General features: G+C 70.3%; 22 protein-coding genes and 2 pseudogenes. 11 read left to right on the top strand and 13 right to left on the bottom strand.

Annotated features, from left to right (window positions below; genetic code table 11):
* Nucleotides 1-5: 5 nt before the first annotated feature.
* The 4 genes from rhaS to ACFVJQ_RS13090 all read right to left on the bottom strand — a co-directional run bounded on the left by rhaS (nucleotide 6) and on the right by ACFVJQ_RS13090 (nucleotide 4,726).
* A complete protein-coding gene (gene rhaS / locus ACFVJQ_RS13105) occupies nucleotides 6-1,088 on the bottom strand; it encodes a rhamnose ABC transporter substrate-binding protein (protein WP_385515725.1) in 1,083 nt (360 codons plus the stop codon).
* 107 nt (nucleotides 1,089-1,195) lie between these two features.
* Nucleotides 1,196-2,179 (bottom strand): ABC transporter permease, encoded by a 984-nt coding sequence (locus ACFVJQ_RS13100; RefSeq protein ID WP_385515726.1) that lies wholly within the window; start codon nucleotides 2,177-2,179, stop codon nucleotides 1,196-1,198.
* Nucleotides 2,172-3,212, bottom strand: a complete 1,041-nt coding sequence (locus ACFVJQ_RS13095) for an ABC transporter permease (protein WP_385515727.1) — start codon at nucleotides 3,210-3,212, stop codon at nucleotides 2,172-2,174. Before ACFVJQ_RS13095 ends, ACFVJQ_RS13100 begins: the two co-directional genes overlap by 8 nt.
* Entirely contained in the window at nucleotides 3,209-4,726 is a 1,518-nt protein-coding gene (locus ACFVJQ_RS13090) for a sugar ABC transporter ATP-binding protein (protein ID WP_385515728.1), read from the bottom strand. The genes ACFVJQ_RS13095 and ACFVJQ_RS13090 overlap by 4 nt, the downstream gene beginning before the upstream one ends.
* Nucleotides 4,727-4,998: 272 nt before the next feature.
* On the opposite strand from ACFVJQ_RS13090, the gene rhaI reads away from it, so the two are divergent.
* The 6 genes from rhaI (at nucleotide 4,999) to ACFVJQ_RS13060 (ending at nucleotide 12,785) form a co-directional block, all read left to right on the top strand.
* Nucleotides 4,999-6,159, top strand: a complete 1,161-nt coding sequence (rhaI, locus tag ACFVJQ_RS13085) for an L-rhamnose isomerase (protein ID WP_385515729.1) — start codon at nucleotides 4,999-5,001, stop codon at nucleotides 6,157-6,159.
* A gap of 140 nt (nucleotides 6,160-6,299) precedes the next feature.
* The gene (locus ACFVJQ_RS13080; protein WP_385783385.1) at nucleotides 6,300-8,339 is read left to right on the top strand and encodes a bifunctional aldolase/short-chain dehydrogenase; all 2,040 of its coding nucleotides are present in this window, start codon (nucleotides 6,300-6,302) and stop codon (nucleotides 8,337-8,339) included.
* The gene (locus tag ACFVJQ_RS13075; RefSeq protein ID WP_385783382.1) at nucleotides 8,336-9,784 is read left to right on the top strand and encodes a rhamnulokinase family protein; all 1,449 of its coding nucleotides are present in this window, start codon (nucleotides 8,336-8,338) and stop codon (nucleotides 9,782-9,784) included. The genes ACFVJQ_RS13080 and ACFVJQ_RS13075 overlap by 4 nt, the downstream gene beginning before the upstream one ends.
* Nucleotides 9,785-9,856: 72 nt before the next feature.
* Complete coding sequence (locus tag ACFVJQ_RS13070) at nucleotides 9,857-10,612, top strand: (Fe-S)-binding protein (protein WP_385515732.1); 756 nt, start codon at nucleotides 9,857-9,859, stop codon at nucleotides 10,610-10,612.
* On the top strand, nucleotides 10,609-12,087 hold the full coding sequence (locus tag ACFVJQ_RS13065) for a LutB/LldF family L-lactate oxidation iron-sulfur protein (RefSeq protein WP_385515733.1): 1,479 nt from the start codon (nucleotides 10,609-10,611) through the stop codon (nucleotides 12,085-12,087). Before ACFVJQ_RS13070 ends, ACFVJQ_RS13065 begins: the two co-directional genes overlap by 4 nt.
* A complete protein-coding gene (locus tag ACFVJQ_RS13060; protein WP_385515734.1) occupies nucleotides 12,084-12,785 on the top strand; it encodes a lactate utilization protein C in 702 nt (233 codons plus the stop codon). The genes ACFVJQ_RS13065 and ACFVJQ_RS13060 overlap by 4 nt, the downstream gene beginning before the upstream one ends.
* On the opposite strand, the gene ACFVJQ_RS13055 is transcribed toward ACFVJQ_RS13060, so the two are convergent.
* Entirely contained in the window at nucleotides 12,758-15,895 is a 3,138-nt protein-coding gene (locus ACFVJQ_RS13055; RefSeq protein WP_385783377.1) for a family 78 glycoside hydrolase catalytic domain, read from the bottom strand. The genes ACFVJQ_RS13060 and ACFVJQ_RS13055 overlap by 28 nt on opposite strands.
* 245 nt (nucleotides 15,896-16,140) lie before the next feature.
* Here ACFVJQ_RS13055 and ACFVJQ_RS13050 point away from each other — a divergent pair, with 245 nt between their 5' ends.
* Nucleotides 16,141-17,295, top strand: coding sequence for an ATP-binding cassette domain-containing protein (locus tag ACFVJQ_RS13050; protein WP_385783374.1), 1,155 nt, complete (start codon nucleotides 16,141-16,143; stop codon nucleotides 17,293-17,295).
* A 19-nt stretch (nucleotides 17,296-17,314) separates the two neighbouring features.
* Here the strand turns inward: ACFVJQ_RS13050 and ACFVJQ_RS13045 are convergent, their stop codons facing one another.
* From ACFVJQ_RS13045 to ACFVJQ_RS13030, 4 genes and pseudogenes are all read right to left on the bottom strand, one after another.
* The gene (locus ACFVJQ_RS13045; RefSeq protein WP_385515737.1) at nucleotides 17,315-18,256 is read right to left on the bottom strand and encodes an ABC transporter substrate-binding protein; all 942 of its coding nucleotides are present in this window, start codon (nucleotides 18,254-18,256) and stop codon (nucleotides 17,315-17,317) included.
* Nucleotides 18,253-18,924 carry an ABC transporter permease gene (locus ACFVJQ_RS13040; protein ID WP_385515738.1) on the bottom strand — a complete coding sequence of 224 codons (672 nt, stop codon included), beginning with the start codon at nucleotides 18,922-18,924 and terminating at the stop codon, nucleotides 18,253-18,255. The genes ACFVJQ_RS13045 and ACFVJQ_RS13040 overlap by 4 nt, the downstream gene beginning before the upstream one ends.
* Nucleotides 18,921-19,598: an ABC transporter permease gene (locus tag ACFVJQ_RS13035; protein WP_224735913.1), complete on the bottom strand. Its 678-nt coding sequence runs from the start codon at nucleotides 19,596-19,598 to the stop codon at nucleotides 18,921-18,923. The genes ACFVJQ_RS13040 and ACFVJQ_RS13035 overlap by 4 nt, the downstream gene beginning before the upstream one ends.
* 260 nt (nucleotides 19,599-19,858) lie before the next feature.
* Nucleotides 19,859-20,199 (bottom strand): annotated as a pseudogene (locus ACFVJQ_RS13030) (TetR/AcrR family transcriptional regulator); the annotation flags it as partial.
* 130 nt (nucleotides 20,200-20,329) lie between these two features.
* Here ACFVJQ_RS13030 and ACFVJQ_RS13025 point away from each other — a divergent pair.
* Together ACFVJQ_RS13025 and ACFVJQ_RS13020 are read left to right on the top strand one after the other, a co-directional pair.
* Nucleotides 20,330-21,187, top strand: a complete 858-nt coding sequence (locus ACFVJQ_RS13025; RefSeq protein ID WP_385783807.1) for an AAA family ATPase — start codon at nucleotides 20,330-20,332, stop codon at nucleotides 21,185-21,187.
* The gene (locus ACFVJQ_RS13020) at nucleotides 21,184-22,545 is read left to right on the top strand and encodes a VWA domain-containing protein (RefSeq protein ID WP_385783370.1); all 1,362 of its coding nucleotides are present in this window, start codon (nucleotides 21,184-21,186) and stop codon (nucleotides 22,543-22,545) included. Before ACFVJQ_RS13025 ends, ACFVJQ_RS13020 begins: the two co-directional genes overlap by 4 nt.
* Here the strand turns inward: ACFVJQ_RS13020 and ACFVJQ_RS13015 are convergent.
* The 4 genes and pseudogenes from ACFVJQ_RS13015 to ACFVJQ_RS13000 form a co-directional block, all read right to left on the bottom strand.
* Nucleotides 22,546-22,948, bottom strand: a pseudogene (locus ACFVJQ_RS13015) (short-chain dehydrogenase); the annotation flags it as partial.
* Nucleotides 22,949-23,033: 85 nt separating this feature from the next.
* The gene (locus ACFVJQ_RS13010; protein ID WP_385515742.1) at nucleotides 23,034-23,399 is read right to left on the bottom strand and encodes a cupin domain-containing protein; all 366 of its coding nucleotides are present in this window, start codon (nucleotides 23,397-23,399) and stop codon (nucleotides 23,034-23,036) included.
* A 140-nt stretch (nucleotides 23,400-23,539) separates the two neighbouring features.
* Entirely contained in the window at nucleotides 23,540-24,517 is a 978-nt protein-coding gene (locus ACFVJQ_RS13005) for a threo-3-hydroxy-L-aspartate ammonia-lyase (RefSeq protein WP_385515743.1), read from the bottom strand.
* Entirely contained in the window at nucleotides 24,514-25,200 is a 687-nt protein-coding gene (locus ACFVJQ_RS13000; protein WP_385783366.1) for a transcriptional regulator, read from the bottom strand. Before ACFVJQ_RS13000 ends, ACFVJQ_RS13005 begins: the two co-directional genes overlap by 4 nt.
* Nucleotides 25,201-25,393: 193 nt before the next feature.
* Between ACFVJQ_RS13000 and ACFVJQ_RS12995 the strand changes: the two genes are divergently transcribed.
* The gene (locus ACFVJQ_RS12995) at nucleotides 25,394-26,209 is read left to right on the top strand and encodes an SAM-dependent methyltransferase (RefSeq protein ID WP_385515745.1); all 816 of its coding nucleotides are present in this window, start codon (nucleotides 25,394-25,396) and stop codon (nucleotides 26,207-26,209) included.
* 252 nt (nucleotides 26,210-26,461) lie between these two features.
* Nucleotides 26,462-26,868, top strand: a 407-nt coding sequence (locus ACFVJQ_RS12990; protein ID WP_385783362.1) for a (2Fe-2S)-binding protein, incomplete at its 3' end; no start/stop codon positions are given.

The raw sequence follows: 26,868 nt of genomic DNA, 5'->3' as shown, positions 1-26,868 counted from the left end.
AGGAATCAGAAGTTGAACTGGTCGATGTTCTTGGCGTCGAACACGGTCGGCTTGCCGAGGCTGATCACGCCGTCCTTGCCGATGGTGTACTCGCCCATGTCACCGGCGGTGAAGGTCTCGCCCTCCTTGCCGGTGATCTGCCCCGAGACCAGGGCGACGGAGGTACGCGCGGCCAGCTCGCCCAGCTTGGCCGGGTCCCAGAGCTCGAACGCCTCGACGGTGCCGTTCTTGACGTACTTGCGCATGTCGTTGGGGGTGCCGAGGCCGGTCAGCTTGACCTTGCCCTTGTACTTCGAGCCGGACAGGTACTGGGCGGCGGCCTTGATGCCGACGGTGGTCGGGGAGATGATCCCCTTCAGGTTCGGGTACTCCTGGAGCAGGCCCTGGGTCTGCTGGAAGGACTGCTGGGCGTCGTCGTTGCCGTAGGCGACCTTGACGAGCTTCATGTCCTTGTACTTGGGATCCTTGAGCTCGTCCTTCATGAACTCGATCCAGGTGTTCTGGTTCGTCGCCGTCTGCGCGGCGGACAGGATCGCGATCTCGCCCTTGTAGTCGATCTGCTCGGCGAGCAGCTGCACCTCGGTGCGGCCCAGGTCCTCGGCGGACGCCTGCGAGACGAAGGCGTTGCGGCAGTCGGGCTTGGTGTCGGAGTCGTAGGTGACGACCTTGATGTCGTTGCTCATGGCCTGCTTGAGCGCGGTGCACAGGGCGCCCGGGTCCTGCGCGGACACGGCCATCGCGTCGACCTGCTGCTGGGTGAGCGTGTTGACGTAGGAGACCTGCCCGGAGGTGTCGGTGGCGCTGGACGGGCCGACCTCCTTGTAGCTGGAGCCCAGCTCCTTCAGGGCTGCCTCGCCCCCCTTGTCGGCGGTGGTGAAGTAGGGGTTGTTGACCTGCTTGGGCAGGAAGCCGACGGTCAGGCCCTTCTTGAGTTCGGCGTTGGGGTCGGCCTTGCCGGCCGTGGCGGCCGAGCCACCCTCGTTCGCGACGTCCTCCTTGGTGGTGCCACCGCAGGCGGTGGCGGCGAGGGCGAGCGAGGTGACGGCGGCGAGGGCCGCGCAGGTGCGGCGGATGGATGCCTTGCGCATGTCGGATCCTTTTGACGAGGGTGAGTGGATGCCCCTAGGGGCGCGGGACTGTATCGATGTGCGGCTCCGCCGCGTGGGCACGACCAGCTACAGATGGCCGGCAGCTTTCAAACGGGCTTTCCAGCGGAGCGAGCCGCCCTCGCGACGGAAATCTGGCGTGCGACCCGCGGGCCGAGCACGGAGAGGACGAGCAGTACGCCGGTGACGACGATCTGCGACTGGGCGGAGACGTCCTGGAGGCTCATCACGTTCTGCAGCGCGCCGAGCAGGAAGACTCCCGCGATCGCGCCGCCGAGCGTGCCCTTGCCGCCGTCGAAGTCGATGCCGCCGAGCAGCACCGCGGCGACGACGGACAGTTCGAGGCCGGTGGCGTTGTCGTAGCGGGCGCTGGCGTAGTGCAGCGCCCAGAAGATGCCGGTGAGCGAGGCCATCAGGCCGGTCAGCGTGAACAGGATCAGCTTCTGCCGCTTGACCCGGATACCGGCGAAGCGCGCGGCCTCCTCGCTGGCGCCGATCGCGAACAGCGACCGCCCGAACGGGGTGGCGTGCAGGGCGACCACCGCGATCGCCAGCAGGACGAGGAAGGGCAGGAAGGCGTACGGGATGAAGGTGTCGCCGATGCGTCCGGCCGCGAAGTCGAGGTACTGGCTGGGGAAGTCGGTCACCGCGTCGGAGCCGAGCACGATCTGCGCGACGCCCCGGTAGGCGGCGAGGGTGCCGATGGTGACGGCGAGGGACGGCAGGCCGAGCTTGGTGACCAGCAGGCCGTTGATCAGTCCGCACACCACGCCCAGGAGCAGGCAGATGGGGATGATCGTCTCGATGGTCATGCCCTGGTTCCACAGGGCGCCCATCACCGCGCCGGACAGGCCGGCCGTGGAAGCGACGGAGAGGTCGATCTCGCCGGAGACGACCAGCAGCGTCATCGGCAGGGCGATGAGCGCGATGGGCAGCGTGTTGCCGATCAGGAACGACAGGTTCAGCGCGTTGCCGAAGCCGTCCACGAAGGAGAACGACAGCAGCAGCAGGACGATCAGGAGGGCGCCGACGACCGTGTCCCAGCGGACGGCGCGCGTCAAGGACTCAGGCATGGCGGGCGTTCCTCTTCTTCAGGGCCGACGCCACCCGCAGAGCGACCACACGGTCCACGGCGATGGCGAGGATGAGCAGGATGCCGTTGATCGCGAGCACCCACACGGAGCTGACGCCGAGCGCGGGCAGCACGCTGTTGATGGAGGTCAGCAGCAGCGCGCCGAGGGCCGCGCCGTAGACGCTGCCGGAGCCGCCGGTGAAGACGACGCCGCCGACCACGACCGCGCTGACGACGGTGAGTTCGTAGCCGTTGCCGGTGCCGGAGTCGACGTTGCCGAACCGGGCCAGGTACAGCGCGCCCGCGAGCCCGGCGAGGGCACCGCAGAAGGTGTACGCGGCGAGGATCCGCTTGCGGACCGGGATGCCGGCGAGGCGGGCGGCCTCGGGGTTGGAGCCGAGGGCGTACAGCTCGCGGCCGCTGCCGAAGTGCTTGAGGTAGTACGCCGTCGCCACCAGGACGGCGAGGGCGATCAGCGCCAGCCACGGCACGGCAAGGATGCCGCCGGAGCCGAAGTCGACGAAGCCGTCCGGCAGGTCGGCCGCCGTGATCTGGCGGGAGCCGACCCAGATGGAGTCGATGCCGCGGATGATGTAGAGCGTGCCGAGCGTCACGACGAGCGCGGGCACCTGGCCGAGGCTGACGAGCAGGCCGTTCAGCAGACCGAAGCCGATGCCCATCAGGACTGCCAGGAGGATGGCGACCATCGAGTTGCCGCCACCCTGGAGATACGTACCTGCGGCGAAGGCGCTGATGCCGAGCGTCGATCCGACCGACAGGTCGACGTTGCGGGTGATGACGACGAGCGACTGTCCGACGGCCACCAGCACCAGGATGGTCGCGTTCAGCAGCAGGTCCTTGATGCCCTGCTCGGTGAGGAACTCGCTGTTGCCCAGCTGGGTGATGACGATCATCACCACGAAGACGGCCAGGATGGCGAGTTCGCGCATCTTGAAGACGCGGTCGACGAGGCGGGTGCCGCTGGACTTGGGCACCTCGGCGACGGGGGCTTTGTTCGGGGTGATCACCGTCATGCGGCGGCCCTCCCGGTGGCTGCGGCCATCACGGATTCCTCGGTGGCGTCGGAGCGTGGGATCTCGGCGGTGAGCCGGCCCTCGTGCATCACCAGCACGCGGTCGGCCATGCCGAGGATCTCGGGCAGGTCGGAGGAGATCATCAGGACGGCCACACCGTCGGCGGCCAGTTCGCTCAGCAGCCGGTGCACCTCGGCCTTGGTTCCGACGTCGATGCCGCGGGTCGGCTCGTCCACGATCAACACCTTGGGCCGTGTGGCGAGCCACTTGGCCAGGACGACCTTCTGCTGGTTGCCGCCGGACAGCGTGCCGACGGTGTCGGCGATCCGGGCGTACTTGACCTGGAGCTTGACGGCCCAGTCCAGGGACCGGCTGCGTTCGGCGCCGCGGTCCATCAAGCCGGCCTTCACCGTCGTACGAAGTCCGGTCAGGCCGATGTTGCGTTCGATGGACATGTCCATCACCAGGCCCTGGGCGCGCCGGTCCTCGGGGACGAGCGCGAGGCCGGCGGCCATCGCGGTGGAGGGGGCGCCGTTGATCAGCTTCCGCCCGTCCAGTTCGACCTCACCGGCGTCCCAGCGGTCGATGCCGAACACGGCCCGCGCGACCTCCGTACGGCCCGCGCCGACAAGCCCCGCGAGGCCGACGATCTCGCCACGCCGTACGTCGAAGGAGACGTCCGTGAAGACGCCCTCCCGGGTCAGCCGGCGCACGCTCAGGGCGACCTCGCCCGGCTGCACGTCCTGCTTGGGGTAGAGCTCGTCGAGGTCGCGGCCGACCATGCGGCGAACGAGGTCGTCCTCCGTCATGCCGTCGAGGAGCTCGCTGGAGATCCAGGCGCCGTCGCGCAGGGTGGTCACCCGCCGGCAGATCTGGAAGATCTCCTCGAGGCGGTGCGAGATGAAGAGCACCGCTGCGCCCTGTTCGCGCAGGGTGTGGACCACGCCGAAGAGGCGGGCGACCTCGCTGCCGGTGAGGGCGGCGGTCGGCTCGTCCATGATCAGAACGCGGGCGTCGAAGGAGAGCGCCTTGGCGATCTCGACGATCTGCTGGTCGGCGATGGACAGGCCGCGCGCGGGGCGGTCGGGGTCGAGTTCGACGCCGAGGCGCTGCATCAGGGCGAGGGTCGCGGCGTGGGTGGCCTTGTGGTCGATGCGGCCGAGGGCGCGGCGCGGCTGGCGGCCCATGAAGATGTTCTCGGCGATCGACAGGTCGGGGAAGAGGGTCGGCTCCTGGTAGATCACGGCGATGCCGGCGTCGCGGGCGTCGCCGGGGCCGTGGAAGACGACCGGCTGACCGTCGAGCAGCACCTGGCCGGCGTCCGGCCGGTGCACTCCGGCGAGCGTCTTGATCAGGGTCGACTTGCCCGCGCCGTTCTCCCCGGCGAGGGCGTGCACCTCCCCGGGGAACAGCTCCAGGGAGACGTCCCGCAGGGCGCGGACCGCGCCGAAGGACTTCGAGATGTCCCTGAGCGCAAGAACCGGGGCCGGACCCGTGGTGGACGGGTGGGTCATGGGGGCTCCTCGACGACGCCGGCGGGACGGCCCTCTCGGCGTCGTGAAAGGTTTCAACTTGGTTGCCGGGACGTTAGGCATGGAGCGCATGTCACGTCAATGGGTCCGTGTCGAAAAAGTTTCGATGAACGAAGGTCACGACCGGGTCACGAGAAACACCCTTGGCCGCAGGGCTTGACACCCCTCCGGAGGGCTCATACGTTCCCGTCTTGAATCGTTTCACAACGAAGCCGTTCAATTGACTTTCCGACCCGACGTCACAGGAGCCCTCAGTGACCGAGCTCGCCGCGGTGAAGGCCGCACTCAAGACGCAGGCAGTCGAAACGCCGTCGTGGGCGTACGGGAACTCGGGGACGCGGTTCAAGGTGTTCGCGCAGTCCGGTGTTCCGCGGACGCCGCAGGAGAAGCTGGACGACGCGGCGCAGGTGCACGCGTTCACCGGTGTGGCGCCGACGGTTGCCCTGCACATCCCCTGGGACAAGGTGGACGACTACGGGGCGCTGGCGAAGTACGCCGAGGATCGCGGTGTGAAGCTGGGAGCGATCAACTCCAACACCTTCCAGGACGACGACTACAAGCTGGGCAGCATCTGCCATCCGGATGCGGCGGTGCGCAGGAAGGCAGTGGACCACCTGCTCGAGTGCGTCGACATCATGGACGCGACGGGGTCCACGGACCTGAAGCTGTGGTTCGCCGACGGGACCAACTATCCCGGGCAGGACGACATCCGGGCGCGGCAGGACCGGCTGGCGGAGGGCCTGGCCGAGGTGTACGAGCGGCTGGGGGACGGGCAGCGGATGCTGCTGGAGTACAAGTTCTTCGAGCCGGCGTTCTACACGACGGATGTGCCGGACTGGGGGACGGCGTACGCGCACTGTCTGAAGCTCGGGGAGAAGGCGCAGGTCGTTGTCGACACGGGTCATCACGCGCCCGGGACCAACATCGAGTTCATCGTCGCGACGCTGCTGCGGGAGGGGAAGCTCGGGGGGTTCGACTTCAACTCGCGGTTCTATGCGGACGATGACCTCATGGTCGGGGCCGCGGATCCGTTCCAGTTGTTCCGGATCATGTACGAGGTGGTGCGTGGGGGTGGGTTCTCGCCCGAGGTCGCGTTCATGCTCGACCAGTGCCACAACATCGAGGCCAAGATTCCGGCGATCATCCGGTCGGTGATGAATGTGCAGGAGGCCACGGCGAAGGCGCTGCTCGTGGATCGGGACGCGCTGGGTGCTGCGCAGCGGGCGGGGGATGTGTTGGGCGCCAACGCCGTGCTGATGGACGCGTACAACACGGATGTGCGGCCGCTGCTTGCCGAGGTGCGTGCGGAGATGGGGCTGGACGCTGACCCCATGGGTGCGTATGCCCGGTCCGGGTGGGCCGAGAAGATCGCTGAGGAGCGGGTCGGTGGGCAGCAGGCCGGCTGGGGCGCGTAAGCGTCTGCCGGGATCTGTTTCGTCGTGGACTGCGGGTCCGTTGTGGCTGGTCGCGCCCACGCGGCGGTAGCCGCAAATTCAACACAGCCCCGCGCCCCTAGGTAAGTGCACTCCCCCTCTCTGGTAAGGACTGAAAGTTCATGGCAACCCATCCCGAAGCCGCCGCCCTCCTCGCTCGATCGCATCGGCTCGGCTCCGATCCCCGTAACACCAACTACGCCGGCGGCAACGCCTCCGCGAAGGGCACCGACACCGACCTTGTCACCGGTGGTGACGTCGAGCTGATGTGGGTCAAGGGGTCCGGGGGCGACCTCGGTACGCTCACCGAGGGTGGGCTGGCCGTGTTGCGGCTGGACCGTATGCGGGCGCTCGTCGACGTCTACCCGGGCGTCGAGCGTGAGGACGAGATGGTCGCCGCCTTCGACTACTGCCTGCACGGCAAGGGCGGGGCGGCTCCCTCCATCGACACCGCCATGCATGGGCTCGTCGAGGCCGCGCACGTCGATCATCTGCATCCCGACTCCGGTATCGCGCTGGCCTGTGCCGCCGACGGCGAGAAGCTGACCGCCGAGTGTTTCGGTGACACCGTGGTGTGGGTGCCGTGGCGGCGGCCCGGGTTCCAGCTGGGGCTCGACATCGCCGCGGTCAAGGAGGCCAACCCGCAGGCCATCGGGTGCATCCTCGGCGGGCATGGGATCACCGCCTGGGGGGACACCTCCGAGGAGTGTGAGCGGAACTCGCTGCACATCATCCGGACCGCGGAAGCGTTTCTCGCCGAGCGTGGGAAGCCGGAGCCCTTCGGGCCGGTGATCGAGGGCTACGCGGCGCTGGGCGCCGGCGAGCGCCGGGAGCGTGCCGCGGCGCTGGCACCGGTGATCCGCGCCATCGCCTCCCAGGACCGTCCGCAGGTCGGTCACTTCACCGACTCCGAGGTCGTCCTCGACTTCCTCGCGAGCGCCGAGCACCCGCGTCTCGCGGCCCTGGGCACCTCGTGCCCGGACCACTTCCTCCGTACGAAGGTGCGGCCGCTCGTCCTGGACCTGCCGCCCACCGCTCCGCTGGACGAGGCCATCGCCCGGCTCAAGGAGCTGCACGCCGAGTACCGCGAGGAGTACGCCGCCTACTACCAGCGGCACGCCCTGCCCGACTCCCCCGCCATGCGCGGCGCCGACCCGGCGATCGTGCTGGTCCCGGGTGTCGGCATGTTCTCCTTCGGCAAGGACAAGCAGACCGCCCGGGTCGCGGGCGAGTTCTACGTCAACGCCATCAATGTGATGCGTGGGGCCGAGGCCGTCTCGACGTACGCGCCCATCGAGGAGTCGGAGAAGTTCCGCATCGAGTACTGGGCCCTCGAAGAGGCCAAGCTCCAGCGGATGCCGAAGCCCAAGCCGCTCGCGACGCGGGTCGCGCTGGTGACCGGGGCGGGCAGTGGGATCGGGAAGGCCATCGCGCACCGGCTCGTCGCCGAGGGTGCGTGTGTGGTCGTCGCCGACCTCAACGCCGAGAACGCCCAGGCTGTCGCCGAGGAGCTCGGCGGTCCTGACAAGGCTGTCCCTGTGACCGTCGACGTGACGTCCGAGGAGCAGATCGCCGACGCCTTCAAGGCGGCCGTGCTGGCCTTCGGTGGGGTTGATCTGGTCGTCAACAACGCCGGGATCTCCATCTCCAAGCCGCTGCTGGAAACCTCGGCCAAGGACTGGGACCTCCAGCACGACATCATGGCGCGCGGTTCCTTCCTCGTGTCGAGGGAAGCCGCCCGGGTGATGATCGCTCAGGGGCTGGGTGGTGACATCGTCTACATCGCCTCGAAGAACGCCGTCTTCGCCGGGCCGAACAACATCGCCTACTCCGCCACCAAGGCCGACCAGGCCCACCAGGTGCGGCTGCTGGCCGCCGAACTCGGCGAGCACGGCATCCGCGTCAACGGGGTCAACCCGGACGGTGTGGTGCGCGGGTCCGGGATCTTCGCCGGTGGCTGGGGTGCCCAGCGGGCCGCCGTGTACGGCGTGGAGGAGGAGAAGCTCGGCGAGTTCTACGCCCAGCGGACCATCCTCAAGCGCGAGGTGCTCCCGGACCATGTCGCGAACGCCGTCTTCGCGCTGACCGGTGGGGACCTGACCCACACCACCGGGCTGCACATTCCGGTCGACGCCGGCGTCGCGGCCGCCTTCCTGCGATGAGCGCGGGCGTGAAGTCGTACGCCGCGGTCGACCTGGGCGCGTCCAGCGGGCGGGTCATGGTCGGCCGCGTCGGCCCGGACAGCCTGGAGCTGACCGAGGCGCACCGCTTCCCCAACCGGCCCGTCCGGGTACCGGAAGGGCTGCGCTGGGACGTGCTCGGTCTGTATGCCGGGGTGCTGGACGGGCTGCGGGCGGCCGGGCAGGTCGACTCCGTCGGTATCGACAGCTGGGCCGTGGACTACGGCCTGCTGGACGCGGACGGGGCACTGCTCGGCAACCCCGTGCACTACCGGGACTCCCGTACCGAGGGGGTCGCGGAGAAGGTGTGGGCGACCGTCCCGGCGCAGGAGCTGTACGCGGCGACCGGGTTGCAGTACGCCCCCTTCAACACGCTGTACCAGCTGACGGCAGCGCAGGAATCGGCCCAACTGGCTCATGCCCGGCGGCTGTTGCTCATCCCCGATCTGCTGGCGTACTGGCTCACGGGCGAGCAGGGCACCGAGCTCACCAACGCCTCCACCACCCAGCTGATCGATCCCCGGACACGTGACTGGTCGTACGACATCGCCGCGCGGCTCGGTATCGACCTGGGGCTGTTCGCGCCGCTGCGACAGCCCGGTGATCCGGCGGGTGTGCTGCGGGCCGAGGTGCTGGAGGAGACGGGGCTGAGCGGGCCGGTGCCGGTGACGACCGTCGGGTCGCACGACACCGCGTCCGCGGTGGCCGCCGTGCCGGCCGGGTGTGAACGGTTCGCGTACATCTGTACCGGCACGTGGTCGCTGGCCGGGCTGGAGCTCGATGCCCCCGTGCTGAGCGAGGAGAGCCGGGCCGCCAACTTCACCAACGAGCTGGGGCTGGACGGCACGGTCCGCTATCTGCGGAACATCATGGGGCTGTGGCTGCTCCAGGAGTGCGTACGGGCCTGGGGGGACCCGGACCTGGGCGAGCTGCTGCTCGACGCGTCCCGGGTACCGACGCTGCGGTCGGTCGTGGACGCGGGCGACGCGGCGTTTCTCGCGCCGGGCCGGATGCCGGAGCGGATCGCCGAGGCGTGCCGCGCCTCGGGGCAGCCGGTGCCCGAGTCGCCCGCCGAGATCACGCGCTGCATCCTCGACTCGCTCGCCCTCGCGCACCGCAGGGCGATCGCGGAGGCGCAGCGGCTGGCCGACCACCCGGTCGACGTCGTGCACGTCGTCGGGGGCGGCACGCGCAACGCCCTGCTGTGCCAGCTGACCGCCGACGCCTGCGGGCTGCCGGTGGTGGCCGGCCCGACCGAGGCCGCCGCCCTCGGGAACGTCCTCGTCCAGGCCCGGGCCCATGGGCTGGTCGGGGACCTCACGGACGGGCGGCGACTGCTCACCCGTACGCAGCCGTTGACGCGCTACGAGCCGCGGGGGGACACGGCACGCTGGGACGAGGCGGAGGCCCGGCTCACCCGACGGTGAGCGGGGTCTCCCCCCGGGCCGCGCGCCCGCACTACCCTGCACTCATCCGATGATCGATCACAAGGAGCCGCGATGCGTGTCGCCCTGTTCCTGACCTGTGTCAACGACACGCTCTATCCGGACACCGGGCGCGCCGTGGTGAAACTGCTGACCAGGCTGGGCGTCGAGGTCGACTTCCCGATGGCGCAGACCTGCTGCGGGCAGGCGCACTACAACACCGGATACCGGCACGAGGCCGAGCCGCTCGCCCGGCATTTCTCCGATGTCTTCGGGGAGTACGAGGCGATCGTCACGCCGTCCGGGTCGTGCGGGGCGATGGTGCGGGAGCTGTATCCGCGGATGGGTGAGCGGGCGCGAGCCGAGGGGCGGGGGGACACCCTCTCCGCCACGCTGGCGCCCGTGGTGCCGAAGACGTACGAGCTGACGGAGTTCCTGGTGGACGTGCTCGGCGTGACGGACGTGGGGGCGTACTACCCGCACAAGGTGACCTATCACCCGACCTGCCACGGGCTGCGCGGGCTGGGACTCGGCGACCGGCCGCGACGGCTGCTCCAGGCCGTGCAGGGGCTGGAGCTGGTGGAGCTGCCCGGAGCGGAGGAGTGCTGCGGGTTCGGCGGCACGTTCGCGTTGAAGAACTCCGACGTCTCGGCGGCGATGGGCGCCGACAAGGTGCGCAACGCCGAGTCGACGGGGGCCGAGGTGCTGTGCGCGGCCGACAACTCCTGTCTGATGCACATCGGCGGCACGATGGCCCGGCTGCGGACCGGCATGCGGCCGGTGCACATCGCAGAGATCCTGGCGAGCACGGAGGAGGAACCGGCCGTATGAGCGGAACGTTCGTGGGGATGCCGGCCTTTCCGAAGGCCGCGCACGAGGCCGTGCACGACCCGACCCTGCGCGGCAATCTGCGACACGCCACGCACACCATCCGCGCCAAGCGTGCGAAGGCCGTCGCGGAGGTGTCCGACTGGGCGGCGCTGCGGGAGGCCGGGAAGCGGATCAAGGACCACACGCTCCGTCATCTCGACCGATACCTCGTGCAGTTGGAGGAGTCGGTGACGGCGGCGGGCGGCACCGTCCACTGGGCCGCGGACGCCGACGAGGCCAACCGGATCGTGGCGGACCTCGTCAAGGCGACCGGTGAGTCGGAGGTCGTCAAGGTCAAGTCGATGGCCACTCAGGAGATCGGGCTCAACGAGGCCCTTCTCGAAGAGGGCATCCACGCCTACGAGACCGATCTCGCCGAGTTGATCGTGCAGTTGGGCAAGGACCGGCCTTCGCACATCCTCGTCCCGGCGATCCATCGCAACCGGGGCGAGATCCGGGACATCTTCCGCAAGGAGATGAGCGAGTGGGGCCGCCCTGCTCCGGAAGGCCTGACCGACACACCCGCCGAACTCGCCGAGGCGGCCCGCCTCCACCTCCGCGAGAAGTTCCTGCGGGCCAAGGTCGGCATCTCCGGCGCCAACTTCATGGTCGCCGAGACCGGCACGCTGGTGGTCGTGGAGTCCGAGGGCAACGGGCGGATGTGCCTGACCCTGCCCGAAACGCTGATCTCGGTCGTCGGCATCGAGAAGATCGTGCCCACGTGGCGGGACCTGGAGGTGTTCCTGCAGACACTCCCCCGCTCGTCGACGGCCGAGCGCATGAACCCGTACACGTCGATGTGGACGGGTACGACGGACGAGGACGGGCCTGCGAACTTCCACTTGGTCCTGCTCGACAACGGCCGCACCGACACGCTCGCCGACGAGGTCGGTCGCCAGGCCCTGCGGTGCATCCGCTGCTCGGCGTGTCTCAACGTGTGCCCGGTGTACGAGCGGGCGGGCGGCCATGCGTACGGCTCGGTCTACCCGGGCCCCATCGGCGCGATCCTCAGCCCGCAGCTCCGGGGCACGGCATCCGAGATCGACGCCTCACTGCCGTACGCGTCCTCGCTGTGCGGCGCCTGCTACGACGTGTGCCCCGTGGCCATCGACATCCCCGAGGTGCTGGTGCATCTGCGGGAGCGGGTCGTGGAGGGTGGTCAGGTGACGCGGCAGGGCAACAAGGTGGTGCTGAAGCCCGCGAAGGGCCATGCCGCCGAGCGGGCCGCGATGCGGGCGGCGCGCTGGGCGTTCAGCCATCCGGGTGTCCTGCGCACCGGCCAGCGGCTCGCCTCGCGCACCCGCCGCCTGCATCCGCGGTCGCTCCCCGGCCCGGGCAAGGCGTGGAGCGGGACCCGGGATCTGCCGACGGTGCCCAAGGAGCCGTTCCGGGACTGGTGGCAGCGGACTAACGGCGGGAAGGACGGCGCGAAGTGAGCAGCAGGGAACGGATCCTGGGCCGGGTACAACGGGCACTGGCGGCCGCACGACAGGACGACACTCCCCCAGTGCCTGAACGGCCTGGGAGGGACCCCCAGTACGAGCAGGCCATTGCCCGCGACTATCTGCACGCGCACGGCGACCGGAGTGTCGAGGAGACCGTGGATCTGCTGGCCGAGAACCTGGCCGACTACCGGGCGATCGTGCACCGCTGCACTCCCGCCGATCTCGCGGCGACGATCGCCGGGATGCTCGCCGCGCGAGGCTCGAAGACGGTGCTCGTGCCGCCGGGCCTGGAGGTGGAGTGGCTCGCGGCGAGCGACGCCGAGCGGATCCCGGACCGGGCGGAGAGCACCCCGCACGAACTGGACCAGGTCGACAGCGTGGTCACGGCGTGTGCGGTGGCTGTCGCCGAGACCGGCACCATCGTCCTCGACGGCTCCCCCGACCAGGGCCGCCGCCGCATCACCCTCGTCCCCGACCACCACATCTGTGTGGTGCGGGTCCCGGACCAGGTCGTCTCCTCCGTCCCGCAGGCCCTCGAACGCCTCGACCCGGCCCGCCCGTTGACGTGGATCTCCGGTCCGTCGGCGACCAGCGACATCGAGCTGGACCGGGTCGAGGGGGTGCACGGTCCGCGCACCCTGGAGGTGGTGCTGGTGGGCGGTCAGGCGAGCGCGGACGTCACGTCGTAGCGGCCGGACGGGAGTCGGTAGGAGGCGGTGCCGTCCGCGAAGCCCAGGTACTTCACGCCCTCCACCCGGGAGAGGGGTGTCCGGCCCTGGCGGACCGTCGACGGGTCGGTGGTGGGGATGCGGAGGGTCGCGGTCGTGTTCGCGGGCACCGCGGCCCGGTAGGTCAGCCTGCGGCCGTCCGCCTGCCACTCGCTGACGATCTCGCCGTACGGCGAGAGATGCGACCCGGCCACCCGCGTGACCTTGCCGGTCGCGTCGAGGTGAGGCCTGAGGAAGAAGTGCCGGAAGCCGGGGTGGGCCGGGTCCTTGGCGATGCCGGCCATGCTCTCGTACATCCACTCCATGATCGCGCCGTAGGAGTAGTGGTTGAACGAGTTCATGTCGACCGGGCCGAAGCCGTCCTCCTTCGAGTAGGAGTTCCAGCGCTCCCAGATCGTGGTCGCGCCGTTTCTCACCGAGTACAGCCAGGACGGCATGGCGTCCTGGTGCAGCAGCTTGTACGCCAGGTCGACGCGGCCCTCGTCGGTGAGCACGGGGGCGAGGACGTTCACGCCGAGAAAGCCGACGGAGAGGGTGTTCTCCGCGTACTTCACGCGCGTGCTGTCGGGGTGGGCCTCCTTGTAGGCCTCGTCGTTGCCGATGTTCTCGGCGAGGAGGGCGACGAGTCGGCGGCGCTGGGCCTCCGTGTCGTAGAGGCGGAGCTTGAGGACCCAGAGCAGGGCTGTCTGGCTGTTGTCCTCGGGCTTGCCTCCGATCCACGGCGGTGCCTCGCCCAGGCTGGAACGGACGGTGACCTCGCCCGTGGTCGCGTCGGTGGCGAGGTACTTGGCGACGAACGCCCGCTTGATCCGGGAGAAGAGCTCCTCGTACGCACGGAACTCGGCGTCGCGGCCGGTGGCACGCGCCATGTCCGCCATGAGCCGGGCGCTGTAGCCGTAGTACACGTCGCTCATGAACTGGGTGCTGGTGTCCTGAAAGGCCAGCCAGTCGCCGAAGATCGCGCCCTGTCCTGCGTAGCTGTCGCCGGTGCGCTGCCGGATCCAGTCCATGTACTTCTGCATCGCGGCCCAGCTGCGGTCGATGACGGTGGTGTCGCCGGACATCTGCCAGATCGTCCACGGGACGACCACCCCGCAGTCGGCCCAACCGCTCGCCGGAATCGGCTCGTTGTAGCGGGCGCCGGGTGCGATCCAGGTGAACTGGGCGCCGTCCGCGCCGTAGGTCCGCTGCGAGTCGATCAGGGTGTCCTGGAAGTGGCTGAGGAAGTTCACCGCGTCGGCGTTGTAGAGGCCGGTGTTGGAGAAGAGCTGGGTGTCGCCGGTCCAGCCGCAGCGTTCGTCACGCTGCGGGCAGTCGGTGGGGACCCACAGGTAGTTGCCGCGCTGGCCCCAACGGACGTTGCTGATCAGCTGGTTGACGTCGGCGTCGTCGGTGGTGATCGTCCCGATGTCGCGGAGGGCGGAGGTGGCGACCCTGCCGGTGAACTCGGTGAGGGTGACGGTGTCGGTCGCGGTGACGGAGACGTAGCGGAAGCCGTAGAAGGTCAGCGAGTCCTGGTGGGTCTCGCCATCGGGGTCGCCCTTGAGGATGTACGTGCTGGTGGCCTTGGCGGTGCGGAGGTTGGCCCGGTAGACCGAGCCGACGGGGCCGTCCGCTCCGGCGCTGTCGTCGTTGAGCATCTCGCCGGGTTTGCAGGCGACTTGGGCGCCCGCCGGGCCGCGCAGGGTGTAGCGGGGTACGCCGACCATGTTCTGGCCGAGGTCGATCACGGCGGTGTCGCCGGGGTGCAGGGTCACGGCAGCGGTGGCCGCGGTGGCCGGGTCGGTGACCGTGCGGGCGGGGTCGACGACGATGCGGCCCTTGCCGTTGGGGCTGCCGTCCTGGCCGGACACGCCGGTGTACACGGTGATGGAGCGCGGCCTGCGGTCCCACTCGGGCATCAGGCGGGCGCTCTCGCCGGGGTAGGCGACCAGCTTCGCGTCGGGGAACCTGGAGGTGAAGTCGTGCTCGGTCACGCCCGCCCAGTCAGCGGCGTCGAAGCCGTTCGCCGTCCAGCCCGGGAGTTCCCTGCGGGCGTCGTAGGTCTGGCCGTCGTAGATGTCGTCGGCGCGGTAGGGGCCGGTGTCCGTGGCCTTCCAGTCGTCGCCGGGTGCGGTGACGATCGTCTGCTCGGATCCGTCGGCGTACCGGACGAGGAGCTTGGCCTTGAGGGCCAGGCGGTTGCCGTCGGCGGAGTAGTAGGTGCTGTTGTCGGAGACACGGCCGTTGTACCAGCCGTTGCCGAGGACGGCCGCGAGGGTGACGTGCCCCTGGTGCCGCTCCCCCGCGACCAGGTCCGTGACGTCGTAGGTGAAGTAGTTGACGGTGCTGTCGTAGTTGGTCCAGCCCGGCGTCAGCAGCTCGTGGGTGGTGCCGTCGCCCTGCGGCACGGCGACCCGGTGGCCGTTGACGTAGGCGTCGTACACACCGAGGGCGGAGAGGTAGAGCCGGGCGTCGCGTACGTGACGCCCTGTCAGCCGGGTCTGCCGGCGCAGCAGCGGGGCGCCGGGGCTGTTGGGCTGCTTGCCCGCCATGGTGATCCACCGGGCGCCGTTCCAGCCTGCGATGCCGTCGGTGCTGAGCAGGCCGGTCTCGAAGTGGGCGGTCGGGGCGGCGGGGACGGCGCGGCCGGTCTCGTCCCAGACCTTCACCGTCCAGTGGTAGCGGGTGGAGGCGTGCAGGGCGGGGCCCGCGTAGCGCACGGCGACCGAGTCGGCCGAGGTGACGCGGCCGCTGTCCCAGACGTCCGCGCGGCCGCGCCGCAGGCGTTCGGCCGAGGTCGCGACAAGGATGCGGTACGCCGACTGGCGCCGGCCGCGGGCTGCGGAGGCCATGCGCCAGCCGAACCTCGGGACGTCGGCGTCGATGCCGAGCGGGTTCGTCCGGTGCTCGACCGTCAGCCCCGTGACCGAGGTGCGGTCGGAGGCGGGGGCGTCGGCGGGAACGGCCGATACCGCGCCCCCGCCTGCGACGCCACCGGCGATCGCCGCGGGGACGGCGCCCAGTGCCGTGGTGAGGACCGTTCTGCGCCGCACTCCGTCGCGGGGGGTGCCGCCTACTCCGTCGTTCATGCCGTGTCCCTTCGGCCGGTCGGAGTTGTATCGATTCAGTCGATCGGCGGTTGAAGGTAGTGGCGACCGTGGCCACTGTCCATGCCACCAGCAGCGGGAGTTGCCACCAGAATCAAACAGAACGCCCCAGCGCCCCGCCCTGGCCAGGAGCGGATTGAAACAGTTCAAAATCGGAATGGACCGTTCACCAACCAGTGGGACGCCGTCGGTGAGCGGGCGCCGGGCAGCGCCGTTAGCGTGAGGTCATGATCCGGTTCGAGCAGGTCACCAAGCGGTATCCGGACGGGACGACGGCCGTGGACGGACTGTCCTTCGAGGTGTCCGAGGGCGAGCTCGTGACGCTCGTCGGCCCGTCCGGGTGCGGCAAGACGACGACCATGATGATGGTCAACCGGCTCATCGAACCGACCTCGGGCCGGATCCTCGTCGGTGGCGAGGACATCGCCACCGTCGACCCGGTACTGCTGCGGCGGCGGATCGGCTACGTCATCCAGCAGGTGGGCCTGTTCCCGCACCGCACGATCCTCGACAACACGGCGACCGTGCCCGCACTGCTCGGCTGGAAGCGGGCCAGGGCGCGGGCCCGCGCCGCCGAGCTCCTCGATCTGGTGGGGCTGGATCCCCATACGTACGGCCCGCGCTATCCGCACCAGTTGTCGGGCGGTCAGCGCCAGCGGGTCGGCGTGGCACGGGCGTTGGCCGCCGATCCGCCGGTGCTGCTGATGGACGAGCCGTTCGGCGCGGTCGATCCGGTCGTGCGGGAGCAGCTGCAGGACGAGTTTCTGCGGATGCAGGCGGCGGTGCGCAAGACGGTGCTGCTGGTGACGCACGACATCGAGGAGGCGGTGCGGCTCGGCGACCGGATCGCCGTGTACGGGCAGGGGCGCATCGAGCAGTTCGACACGCCCGGAGCGGTGCTGGGCACGCCGGCGTCGCCGTACGTCGCGGAGTTCGTCGGCGCCGACCGGGGGCTGAAGCGGCTGTCGGTGACCGCGATCGAGCCCGGCGACCTGGAACAGCCGCCGATCGCCCGGCTGTACGAGCCGGCCGGGCAGGCCGCCGACCGGCTGCGCTCGGAGGGCGCGCGCTGGGCGGTGGTCCTGGACGCGCACGGCGATCTGCACGGCTGGGCCGGGATCGACGAGCTCGGGGCGGGTGGTACGGTCGGCGACCTCGCGCACCGGATGAACGCCTGGGTTCCCGTGGGCGCACCGCTCAAGCAGGCCTTCGGCGTGATGCTCCAGCACGACGCCGGCTGGGTCGCGGTCCTGGACGGCGCCCGCTTCCTCGGTGTGCTGACCCCGGCCAAGCTGCACGAGGCACTGCGACGCTTGGTGGACGCGGACGCGTTGGGCGTGTCGCGAGGTCAGGTGACGTTCGACTCGGTGGCCGACGCCTGACCGACCGGTGCCGGCCCGCCTACTTGAGCAGCCCCTTGTCCTCCAGATATGTCCGGGCCACGTCCGTCGCCAGTCGGCGCCAGCTGTCGACCTGTTGGTTCATGGACGCCAGATCGGCGGTGGTGAGGACGTCGTTGAGCCTGTCGAGGGCCTTGGTGGGGCCGGGGCCGCCCGCGTGGGAGCGGTTGACGACGGGGACGACGTAGTCGGCGTTCTGGAGGTGCTTGTCGTCGGCGAGGAGGACCAGGCCGAACTCGTCGAGGGTGGCGTCGGTCGTGGTGGTCAGCACCATCTGGTCCTGGCCGCTCTGCACCGCCCGTTTGGCCTGGGTGGTGCCGACGCCCTTGGGGTCGACGGCGATGATGTCGATGCCGTAGGTCTTCTTCAACCCCGGTGCGCAGTAGGGGCGTTGGACGCATTCGTCGCCGGCGGCGAGGCGTACCCGGAGGCCGGAGGCGCCGAGGTCGCTGAGCGTCCTGAGGTCGTGGCGTCGGGCGTAGGAGGCGCTCACCGCGAAGGCGTTCTGGTCGACGGCCCGGCCGGGGTCGAGGACGCTCAGACCGCGGGGCGTGGCGAGGCGGCGCAGTGCTGTCATGGTGGCGTCGAGGTCGGGTGAGCCGACCGGCGGGGCGTCGGCCCCGTTGGCCTTGGCGTTGAGCCAGTCGGCGAAGGTGGCCGCGTACTCCGGGACCACGTCGATCTGGCCGGATTCGAGGGCCGGTTCGTACAGTTCGCGGTTGGCGACGGTGAGGAGCGAGGTCTGGTAACCGGCCTGGTTCAGCAGCAGGGCGTACATCTGGGCGAGCAGGTCGCTCTCGGTGAATCCGGCGGAGCCGACGGTCAGATGCCGGCTGTCGCCGGGCGGTGCGGTCACCTCGCCCTGGTTCTCCAGGGACGGGCCGGTGGCGCAGGCGGTCGGGAGCAGAAGCAGAACGGCCACCAGGGTGGTACGGCATCTCATCCCGAACCCCTCGCCCACGCCGGTGCCAGCCGCTCGGCGATCTCGAAGACGCCCTCGACGATCAGCGCGAACCCGGCGACGAGCACGGCACCGGCCACCACCTGCGGCGTACTGGCCAGGTTGAATCCTGCGGTGATGATCCGGCCCAGCCCTCCCCCGCCCGCCAGCGCGGCGATCGTGGCCGTGGCGACGAGCTGGACGGCGGCGATCCGCACGCCGTTCAGGATCATCGGGAGCGAAAGGGGCAGTTCCACGTGAAACATCACCTGTCGGCCGGTCATCCCCATGCCCCGTGCCGCCTGCACGGTGCTGCGGTCGACCTCCCGCATCCCGACGTACGCGTTGGTGAGCAGCGGCGGTACGGCGAACAGCACCAGGGCGACGACTGTCGGCCCCTCGCCCCACTTGCCGATCGGGGTCAGCAGCAGGAGCACCAGAACCGCGAAGGTGGGGACCGCGCGGCCGACGTTGGAGATGTTGACGGCGAGCGCGCCGCCCTTGCCCAGGTGGCCGAGGACGAGGGCGACGGGCAGGGCGACAAGGCAGCTGACGACCAGGCAGACGACGGTGAGGACGAGGTGCTGCAGCAGCCGGTGCCAGACACCCTCGGCGCCCGACCAGTGCGCGGGGTCGGTGAGCCAGGCCCAGGTGTCGGCGAGCGTACTCATGGACGGGCCCTCGTCCACGGCGTGATCAGTCGCTGGACGCCCAGCAGAAGCAGGTCCGCGACGACGGCGATCACCACACACAGCACCGACGCCGTCAGCACCTGCGCCTTGAAGTACGTGTTCATTCCGGAGTAGATCAGATTTCCGAGTCCACCGAAGCCCACGATCGCGCCCACCGTCACGAGCGACACCGCGGAAACGGTGGCGATGCGCAGTCCGGCCATCGCGGCGGGCAGGGCGAGCGGCAGTTCGACGGTGAGCAGCTGCCGGACGGGGCCGTAGCCCATCCCGCGGGCCGCCTGCCGGGTGTCCTCGGGGACCGCCCGCAGACCGGCGAGGATGTTGCGCACGAGCAGGGTCAGCGAGTACAGCACGAGCCCGGCCACCACGAGCGTCGAGGACAGCCCGTACAGCGGCAGCAGCAGCGAGAACATGGCAAGGGACGGGATCGTGTACAGGATCGTGGTCACGGCGAGGACGGGCCCGGCCGCCCAGCCCCACCGTCGCCCCAGCACCGCCAGCGGCAGGGCGATGGCCAGGCCGATGAGAACCGAGACCGACGTCAGCTGCACATGCTGGACCACTGCGTCGAGGAGGATCTCGCGGCGGCTGCTCAGATAGTCGCCACAGATCCACTCGTTGCGCGCGAGACAGTCGTCCGGGGTCGCGGTCACCCGTCCATTGCATCGGGCGGGCCGTCGGGTCGCCTCGTTGTGGTGACCCGTACGGGGGTGTCGCCGAGTACGCTCCCCGAGCAGATGCTGGGCGGCGGTCGTCGGGGTCGCGGCGACGGTGACGCTGGGCACGAGCCTGGCGACGGCACGACGCGGGCCGCGGGCACCGGCGGTCGGGGCAGTGGCGTGGCCGCGTGAGCGGGGCGACCACGAGGGGCGGTTGCTGCGGCGGCCGCCCCTTTTCTACTCCAAGCCCGCCGCTCGAGGAGCGCGGTCACCGTGACCGTGGCCAGCCCGTCGTCCAGCGTCTCCACCCGGGCGCCGGCGCGGGCGCTCGCCCCGTCGAAGACCAGCATCAACTGGCGGGCCAGCAGCTCCGGATCGCGCGCTCCGCCCAGCTGGGCCTGGGCCACGGAAGACCGCCTTCAGCCACTCCTTGGCGTCGCGCGCGACCGTGTGCGCCGGGTGCCCCGGGTCCGCTTGGAGACACCGGCAGTCCGGCACAGTGCCTCCACGCCGATGGAGACGCCGTCGCGGTAGAAGAGCTCCGCCGCCGCGTCGAGCATCCGCTCCGGGGGGACGCCTTGCCTGTCGTGGCCACACGGCGAGGCTACCGCGTCGCAGCACCGGAGGAAACCGATCGGTGTATCGAGGGAGCCCTCGTGACAGCATGGGTGAACAAGCGCTTAGATAGGTGCTGGTTCCGATTCACCGCACCGCCGGAGGCCCGGTTGTTCACGTCCGTCGACGATGTCTCCGCACGCCTCGCCGAGACCGGCTATCTGGCCTCACCCGCGGTCGCCACGACCGTGTTCCTCGCCGACCGACTCGGCAAGCCGCTGCTCGTGGAGGGTCCGGCGGGCGTCGGCAAGACGGAACTCGCCAAGGCCGTCGCACAGGTGGCCGGGGCCCAACTCGTGCGGCTCCAGTGCTACGAGGGTGTCGACGAGTCACGGGCGCTGTACGAGTGGAACCACGCCAAGCAGCTCCTGCGCATCACCGCCGGCCGCGACGAGACCTGGGACGAGACCCGCACGGACATCTTCAGCGAGGAGTTCCTGCTCGCCCGCCCGCTGTTGACCGCCATCCGGGGCGACGACCCCAAGGTGCTGCTGATCGACGAGACCGACAAGGCGGACGTCGAGGTGGAGGGTCTGCTCCTGGAGGTGCTCAGCGACTTCCAGGTCACCGTCCCGGAGCTGGGCACGATCACCGCGACGCGCCGCCCCTTCGTCGTCCTCACCTCCAACGCGACCCGTGAGCTGTCCGAAGCGCTGCGCCGCCGCTGCCTGTTCCTCCATATCGGCTTCCCCGAGGAGGAGCTGGAACGGCGGATCGTCCGGCTGAAGGTCCCCGGGATCGACGCGGCGCTGACCGAGTCCGTGGTCCGGGTGGTCGGCGCCCTGCGCGCGATGGACCTGCGGAAGGTGCCGTCGGTCGCCGAGACCGTCGACTGGGCGCGCACCCTGCTCGCGCTCGGCGCCGACAGGCTCGACGAGAGCGTCGTACGGGACACCCTGGGCGTCCTCCTCAAGCATCAGGACGACGTCCTCAAGGCGGGGGCCAAGCTGGACCTGGACGCCGTATGACAACCGAGCCGTCGGATGTCGCGTCCCGGCTGACGGGGTTCGTCGCCGCGCTCCGCGCGCACGGCGTCCGGGTCGGCACCGGCGAGACCGTGGACGCGGCCCGGGCGGTGGAGGCCCTGGGGCTCGCGGACCGTGAGCTGCTGCGCGAGGGGCTGGCGGCGACGCTGCTGCACACCACGGGCCAACGGCAGGTGTTCGACCCGGTCTTCGACCTGTACTTCCCGCGCGGCGTCGGCGCACCCCAGGCCGGTACGGCGGACCGGGACGAACTGCGCGACCGGATTGCGGCAGCCCTCGCCGCGGGCGACACCGCGCTGCTGGGCCGGCTTGCGGCCGAGGCCGTCGACGGCTTCGGCGGATACGGGAGTTCACCGGCGTCCGACGGCTGGTCGTCGTACCAGACGCTGGACCGGATCCGCCCGCAGACGCTGCTCGCACGGGTCCGCGACAGTGTGCGGGCGCGGCCGGGTGATGCGGGCTTCACCGACCGGCTGCTGGAGGACGAGATCCGGCGGCGCATCGAGGTCTTCCGCGGGCAGGTGGCCGCGGAGGCGCGGCGCCGGGTCGCCGAGCGGCGTGGCCGGGAGGAGATCGCCCGGCGGGCGGTTGCGCCCACCGCCGACCGGGTCGACTTCCTGTACGCCGGGAGGGACCGGCTGGCCGAGCTGCGTCGGACCGTTTCGCCGCTGGCCCGCAAGCTCGCCACCCGCCTGGCCGCCCGTCGGCGCCGTGCCGCGCGGGGCAGCATCGACCTGCGGCGGACCCTGCGCGGATCGTTGTCGACGGGCGGGGTGCCGATGCGGCCGGTGCTGCGCCGACGCCGCCCGGTCCGGCCCGAACTGGTGCTGCTGTGCGATGTGTCGGGCTCGGTGTCCGGCTTCTCGGACTTCACGATGCTGCTGGTGCAGGCGCTGCACGACCAGTTCAGCAAGCTGCGGGTGTTCGCGTTCGTCAACCGCATCGACGAGGTGACGGGGCTGTTGGTGCACGGCGCCGCCGACTCCGAGGGACTGGGCGCCCGTATCCGGTCCGAGGCGCGGCTCACGGGCTGGCACGGCAGCAGCGACTACGGCGTCGCGCTGGGCGAGTTCGCGGAACGGTACGGCGACGCGGTGGGCCCGCGGACGACCGTGTTCGTGCTCGGGGACGCCCGTACGAACATGAGCGACCCCAACCTGGCAGCTGTACGGCAGATCGCCGAACGGGCCCGCCGCGTGTACTGGTTGAACCCCGAGCCGCGCCCCCAGTGGGGCACCGGCGACTCCGCCGCCCCGGCCTACGCCGACCTGGTCGAGATGCACGAGTGCCGCACTGCGCAGCAGCTCAGCACGCTGATCGCCCGCCTGCTGCCGGTCTGATCAGGCGGCCAGCTGGGGATACAGCGCCGCGAGGTCGGCCGACAGCCCCGCCTTGACCTGACGTGAGATGTCGTCGGCCAGTACCTCGAACGCGCCGGACTCGATGCCGTCGAGGGCCTGGGCGGCCACGCTCTCGGGGGTGGACTTCGGCGCGTCGATCCCGGCGGTCAGGTCCGTGTCGACGTATCCGACGTGCAGACCGGTGACGTCGATGCCGCGCGGTCTCGAACTCGCGGCGGACGTCGTCCACGGGCGAGTCGAGGAAGTCCGCGTTCACCGAGGCACCCGCGTTGTTGATCAGGATCGTGACGTCCTGCGCCTGCGCCACGGCGGCCGCCACCGAGGCCGGGTCGCTCACCTCCAGAGCGAGCAGTACGGCGTCGGGGTGCGTGACCGTGCGAGGGCCGACAATAAACCGATCGGTTTCCATCAGGCGAGCGCGCAGGCCACGCGAGACGGGCCTGCGCGGTTCACCCCTGTTGGGTTTACTAGCTCTCCGAGGACTTCGCGTACTCCGTCGCCATGGCTCCCGCGAAGTCGTACGCCACGACCTGCTCGTCGCCCACGACCCAGGCGTCGTGTCCGGGCCCGCAGACGAAGACGTCGCCGGGGCCGACCTCGCCCTCGGCGCCGTCGTCCATACGGATCCGCAGACGGCCCTGGACGATGTAGCCGTTGTGGTGGATCTGGCAGGAGTCGGTCCCCGCGATGGGGGCGATGGACTCCGACCAGCGCCAGCCCGGCTCGAAGGTGGCCACCGCGAAGTCGAGTCCCGTGAGGTGGACGGCCTCCAGGTGACCGCGCGGGAAGTCGCGCCGCTCGTCCGGCTTGTCGAGCGTCTTCACCTCGAACATGAGGGTCCTCCTTTCCGGCCGCGCCTGTTGCGGCCGGGGCCGGTCTCCGTCTCCCGCTCCCGTGGGTCGTGAGCGGAACCGGCGGGGCCGAGCCCCTCCCCTTCATCGTCCGCCCGTACGCCCCCTGCCCGCCACCTCCCTCACTCGCCTCCCGCGCAGAGCCGTGCGAAGCGGTCGGCGTCGACGTTGCCACCGGAGACGATCACGCCGATCCGGCGCGGAAGTCTGTCCACCCGGCCGGAGAGCAGGGCGGCCAACGGGGTGGCGCCGCTCGGCTCGACGACGATCTTCAGCCGCTCGAAGGCGAAGCGCATCGCGTCCCGGATCTCGTCGTCACCGACCAGCTCGATCCCGTCGACGAGCCGCCGGTTCACGGAGAAGGTCAGCTCACCGGGCGTGTGCAGCGCCTGCCCGTCGGCGATGGTGCGCGGCACCGGAATGGCGATCCGGTGGCCTGCCGCGAGGGACCGCTTGGTGTCGTCGCCGGCCTCCGGCTCGATGCCGATCACACGGATGCCGGGGTGCATTCCCTTGGCCACGGTGGCGCTCCCGGCGATCAGCCCGCCGCCGCCGACCGGCGTGATCAGCGCGTCCAACTCCCCTACTTCTTCGAGGAGTTCGAGTGCCGCCGTGCCCTGCCCGGCGATCACGTGGGGATGTTCGTACGGCGGGATGACGGTGAGGCCCCGCTCGGCGGCCAGCCCTTCGGCGATGGCGACCCGGTCGCCGGTGTAGCGGTCGTACGTGACGATCTCCGCGCCGTAGCCGAGGGTGGCGTCCCGCTTGGCGGGCGGGGCGTCCTCGGGCATGACGATCACCGCGGTGGTGCCCAGTTCACGGGCGGCGAGGGCGACGGCCTGGGCGTGGTTGCCGGACGAGTAGGCGGCGATGCCGCGGGCCAGCTGTTCGGGCGTGAGCCGGGAGGCGGTGTTGTAGGCGCCGCGGAACTTGAAGGCGCCCACGCGCTGGAAGTTCTCGCACTTGAGGAAGACCTCGGCGCCGACGAGCGCGTCCAGGGTCCGGGAGCGCAGCACCGGCGTGCGGTGGGCGACGCCCTTGAGCCGGGCGGCGGCGTCCCGGACGTCGTCGATCGTGACGGGCGGAGTGGTGGTCGTCACTGGTTGTCCCCCTTGGACGTCGGGTCGGTGACGGCTCTGGCCTGGGAGAGGTAGCTGTAGGCGGAGGCACGGGAGATGCCGAGGCGGGCGGCGACCTGCTCGACCGCGCGGCGCACCGCGAACGCGCCGTGTTCGTCCAGGCTGCGGAAGAACGCGAGGCGCTCGGTGCGGTCGAGGCCGGCCCACGTCTGGTGCTGGCGGAGCTGGTGGGCGTCGAGGATGGCGTCGACGACCGAGTCGATGTCGTTGCCGAAGGTGGTGACCGGCGCCGGCCCCGGGTCGCCGCCGATGCCGGCGAGGGCGCCGAGCAGCGCGTGGGCCTGCCGGACCGCGCCGGCGTCCACGTTGACGCACAGGGCTCCGAACACCGCTCCCGCGGAGTCGCGCAGCACTATCGTGGACGACTTGAGCAGCTGCCCGGTCCCGGTCCGCGTGACGTAGTTCAGTTCGTCGCGCGCCTCGTCGCCGCGGGCGAGCACCCGCATACCGATTTCACTCATCGCCCCGCCCACCGCCCGCCCGGTGACCGAACCGGCGACCGCGACCACCGACTTCTCCGGCTGCCGGTAGTCGTGCAGCACGACCTCGCACACGGGCCCGAAGGTCGCCGCGATGCCATGAACCACCGGGACGAGGGCGCCGATGATCGCGTCCCGCTCGGCGTCCGGGTCGTGTTCGACCACACCGCACTCCCTTGGACTGAAAATCCAACGCTGGACTCACAGTCTAACCGGAGGGTTCGGGGGGAGGGCAACGGCAATGGCCGGAAAACGCCGTGGCTCGCGGGAGGCAAGTCCCCCAACGCCGCAGCATGAGCGGCAAGTTCGCCTACGTTGGTGATCTGATCACCACCATCAAACTGCAGGAGGCTCTGCCGTGTCGGACTCCAACCCCGAGATCATCGCTGCCGCGCAGACGCGTACCCGGATCGACACGTCCAAGCCGCATTCGGCCCGCTTCTGGAACTACTTCGTCGGCGGCAAGGACAACTACGAGGTCGACCGGGAGATCGGGGACCACATCAAGGAGATCTTCCCCGGCCTCGTCGACGTGGCGGTCACGAGCCGGCACTTCCTGGGGCGGGCCGTCCGCTACCTGGCCGGAGAGCAGGGCGTCCGGCAGTTCCTGGACATAGGCACCGGGCTTCCGACCGCCGACAACACGCACGAGGTGGCGCAGCGCGTGGCCCCGGACTCCCGCATCGTGTACGTCGACAACGACCCCATCGTGCTGACACACGCCCACGCCCTGCTCACGAGCACACCCGAAGGCAGGACGGCCTATCTGGACGCCGACCTGTACGACCCCGAGGCCGTCCTCAAGGCCGCCGAGGGCACACTCGACTTCTCCCGGCCGATCGCCCTGATGATCCTCAACACGCTGGGCCATGTCGCCGACTACGACCAGGCGCGCGACCTGGTGCGCCGACTCATGGCGGGACTGCCGTCGGGAAGTCATCTGGTCATCAGCGACAGCACGTCCACCAGCGAAGGCATGATCGCCGCGTCGGAGGCGTACAACGCGAGCGGCGCAGTGCCGTACTACGTGCGCAGCGTCGAGGAGATCGCCGGCTACTTCGACGGGCTCGAACTGGTGAAGCCCGGTGTCGTCCAGGTTCCCGAGTGGCGCCCGGACTCCTCGGCCCCGGCCCAGCCCGTCGACGCGTACTGCGGGGTGGGACGCCGGCTGTAGGAGCCCGGATTCGCCGTCAGGATCCGGATTCGGCCATGTTCGCGGTGCCGCGCCCCGTCGGCGTCCCGTCGGTCAGGTCGTGTCAGAGCGCAGACGGTGGCACACGCCGTCGACGGAAACACCGAGGTGCGCAGACTCGACCTGACCGAGCTGATCGACTTGCCGGACCCTCCCGGGTTGTCCAGGCTGCTGCTTGTCGGCCACCGAGTCGCCGGCGAAGTGTGACGCGCACTCACCCAGAATTGAGGCGCCATGAAGCATGTGGAAACCGAGGCACGGTCGGCCGGCCAGTCACCGCCTGGTGTCTCCCGGGTTGATGTCACTCTCACTGTCAACGGCACAGCTCATCGGCTGGAGATCGACTCACGTGTCACGCTGCTGGACGCGCTGCGCGACCACCTGGGCCTGACCGGCGCCAAGAAGGGGTGTGACCAGGGCGCGTGCGGGGCCTGCACGGTGCTGGTGGACGGCAAGCGTGTGGTGTCGTGTCTGGCGCTGGCCGCGCAGTACGAGGACCGTGAGATCACCACGGTGGAATCCCTGTGCCCGAAGGGGGAGCTGCATCCCATGCAGGAGGCGTTCGCCCGGCATGACGCGTTCCAGTGCGGCTACTGCACCCCGGGCCAGATCATGTCGGCGGTCTCGCTCATCGCCGAGGG

Source organism: Streptomyces sp. NPDC127197 (assembly GCF_042672405.1).
Lineage (GTDB): Bacteria > Actinomycetota > Actinomycetes > Streptomycetales > Streptomycetaceae > Streptomyces > Streptomyces flavusporus.
This window is presented reverse-complemented; position numbering and strand designations above follow the sequence as displayed.

Excerpts from the sequence above, each read along its gene's own strand:
- ACFVJQ_RS13100 (WP_385515726.1), bottom strand. The coding sequence starts at position 2,179 with ATGCCTGAGTCCTTGACGCGCGCCGTCCGCTGGGACACGGTCGTCGGC.
- ACFVJQ_RS13010 (WP_385515742.1), bottom strand. The coding sequence starts at position 23,399 with ATGTTCGAGGTGAAGACGCTCGACAAGCCGGACGAGCGGCGCGACTTC.
- ACFVJQ_RS13075 (WP_385783382.1), top strand. The coding sequence starts at position 8,336 with ATGAGCGCGGGCGTGAAGTCGTACGCCGCGGTCGACCTGGGCGCGTCC.
- ACFVJQ_RS13090 (WP_385515728.1), bottom strand. The coding sequence starts at position 4,726 with ATGACCCACCCGTCCACCACGGGTCCGGCCCCGGTTCTTGCGCTCAGG.
- ACFVJQ_RS13095 (WP_385515727.1), bottom strand. The coding sequence starts at position 3,212 with ATGACGGTGATCACCCCGAACAAAGCCCCCGTCGCCGAGGTGCCCAAG.
- ACFVJQ_RS13080 (WP_385783385.1), top strand. The coding sequence starts at position 6,300 with ATGGCAACCCATCCCGAAGCCGCCGCCCTCCTCGCTCGATCGCATCGG.
- ACFVJQ_RS13055 (WP_385783377.1), bottom strand. The coding sequence starts at position 15,895 with ATGAACGACGGAGTAGGCGGCACCCCCCGCGACGGAGTGCGGCGCAGA.
- ACFVJQ_RS13065 (WP_385515733.1), top strand. The coding sequence starts at position 10,609 with ATGAGCGGAACGTTCGTGGGGATGCCGGCCTTTCCGAAGGCCGCGCAC.
- ACFVJQ_RS13050 (WP_385783374.1), top strand. The coding sequence starts at position 16,141 with ATGATCCGGTTCGAGCAGGTCACCAAGCGGTATCCGGACGGGACGACG.
- ACFVJQ_RS13020 (WP_385783370.1), top strand. The coding sequence starts at position 21,184 with ATGACAACCGAGCCGTCGGATGTCGCGTCCCGGCTGACGGGGTTCGTC.
- ACFVJQ_RS13040 (WP_385515738.1), bottom strand. The coding sequence starts at position 18,924 with ATGAGTACGCTCGCCGACACCTGGGCCTGGCTCACCGACCCCGCGCAC.
- ACFVJQ_RS13045 (WP_385515737.1), bottom strand. The coding sequence starts at position 18,256 with ATGAGATGCCGTACCACCCTGGTGGCCGTTCTGCTTCTGCTCCCGACC.
- ACFVJQ_RS13070 (WP_385515732.1), top strand. The coding sequence starts at position 9,857 with ATGCGTGTCGCCCTGTTCCTGACCTGTGTCAACGACACGCTCTATCCG.
- rhaS (WP_385515725.1), bottom strand. The coding sequence starts at position 1,088 with ATGCGCAAGGCATCCATCCGCCGCACCTGCGCGGCCCTCGCCGCCGTC.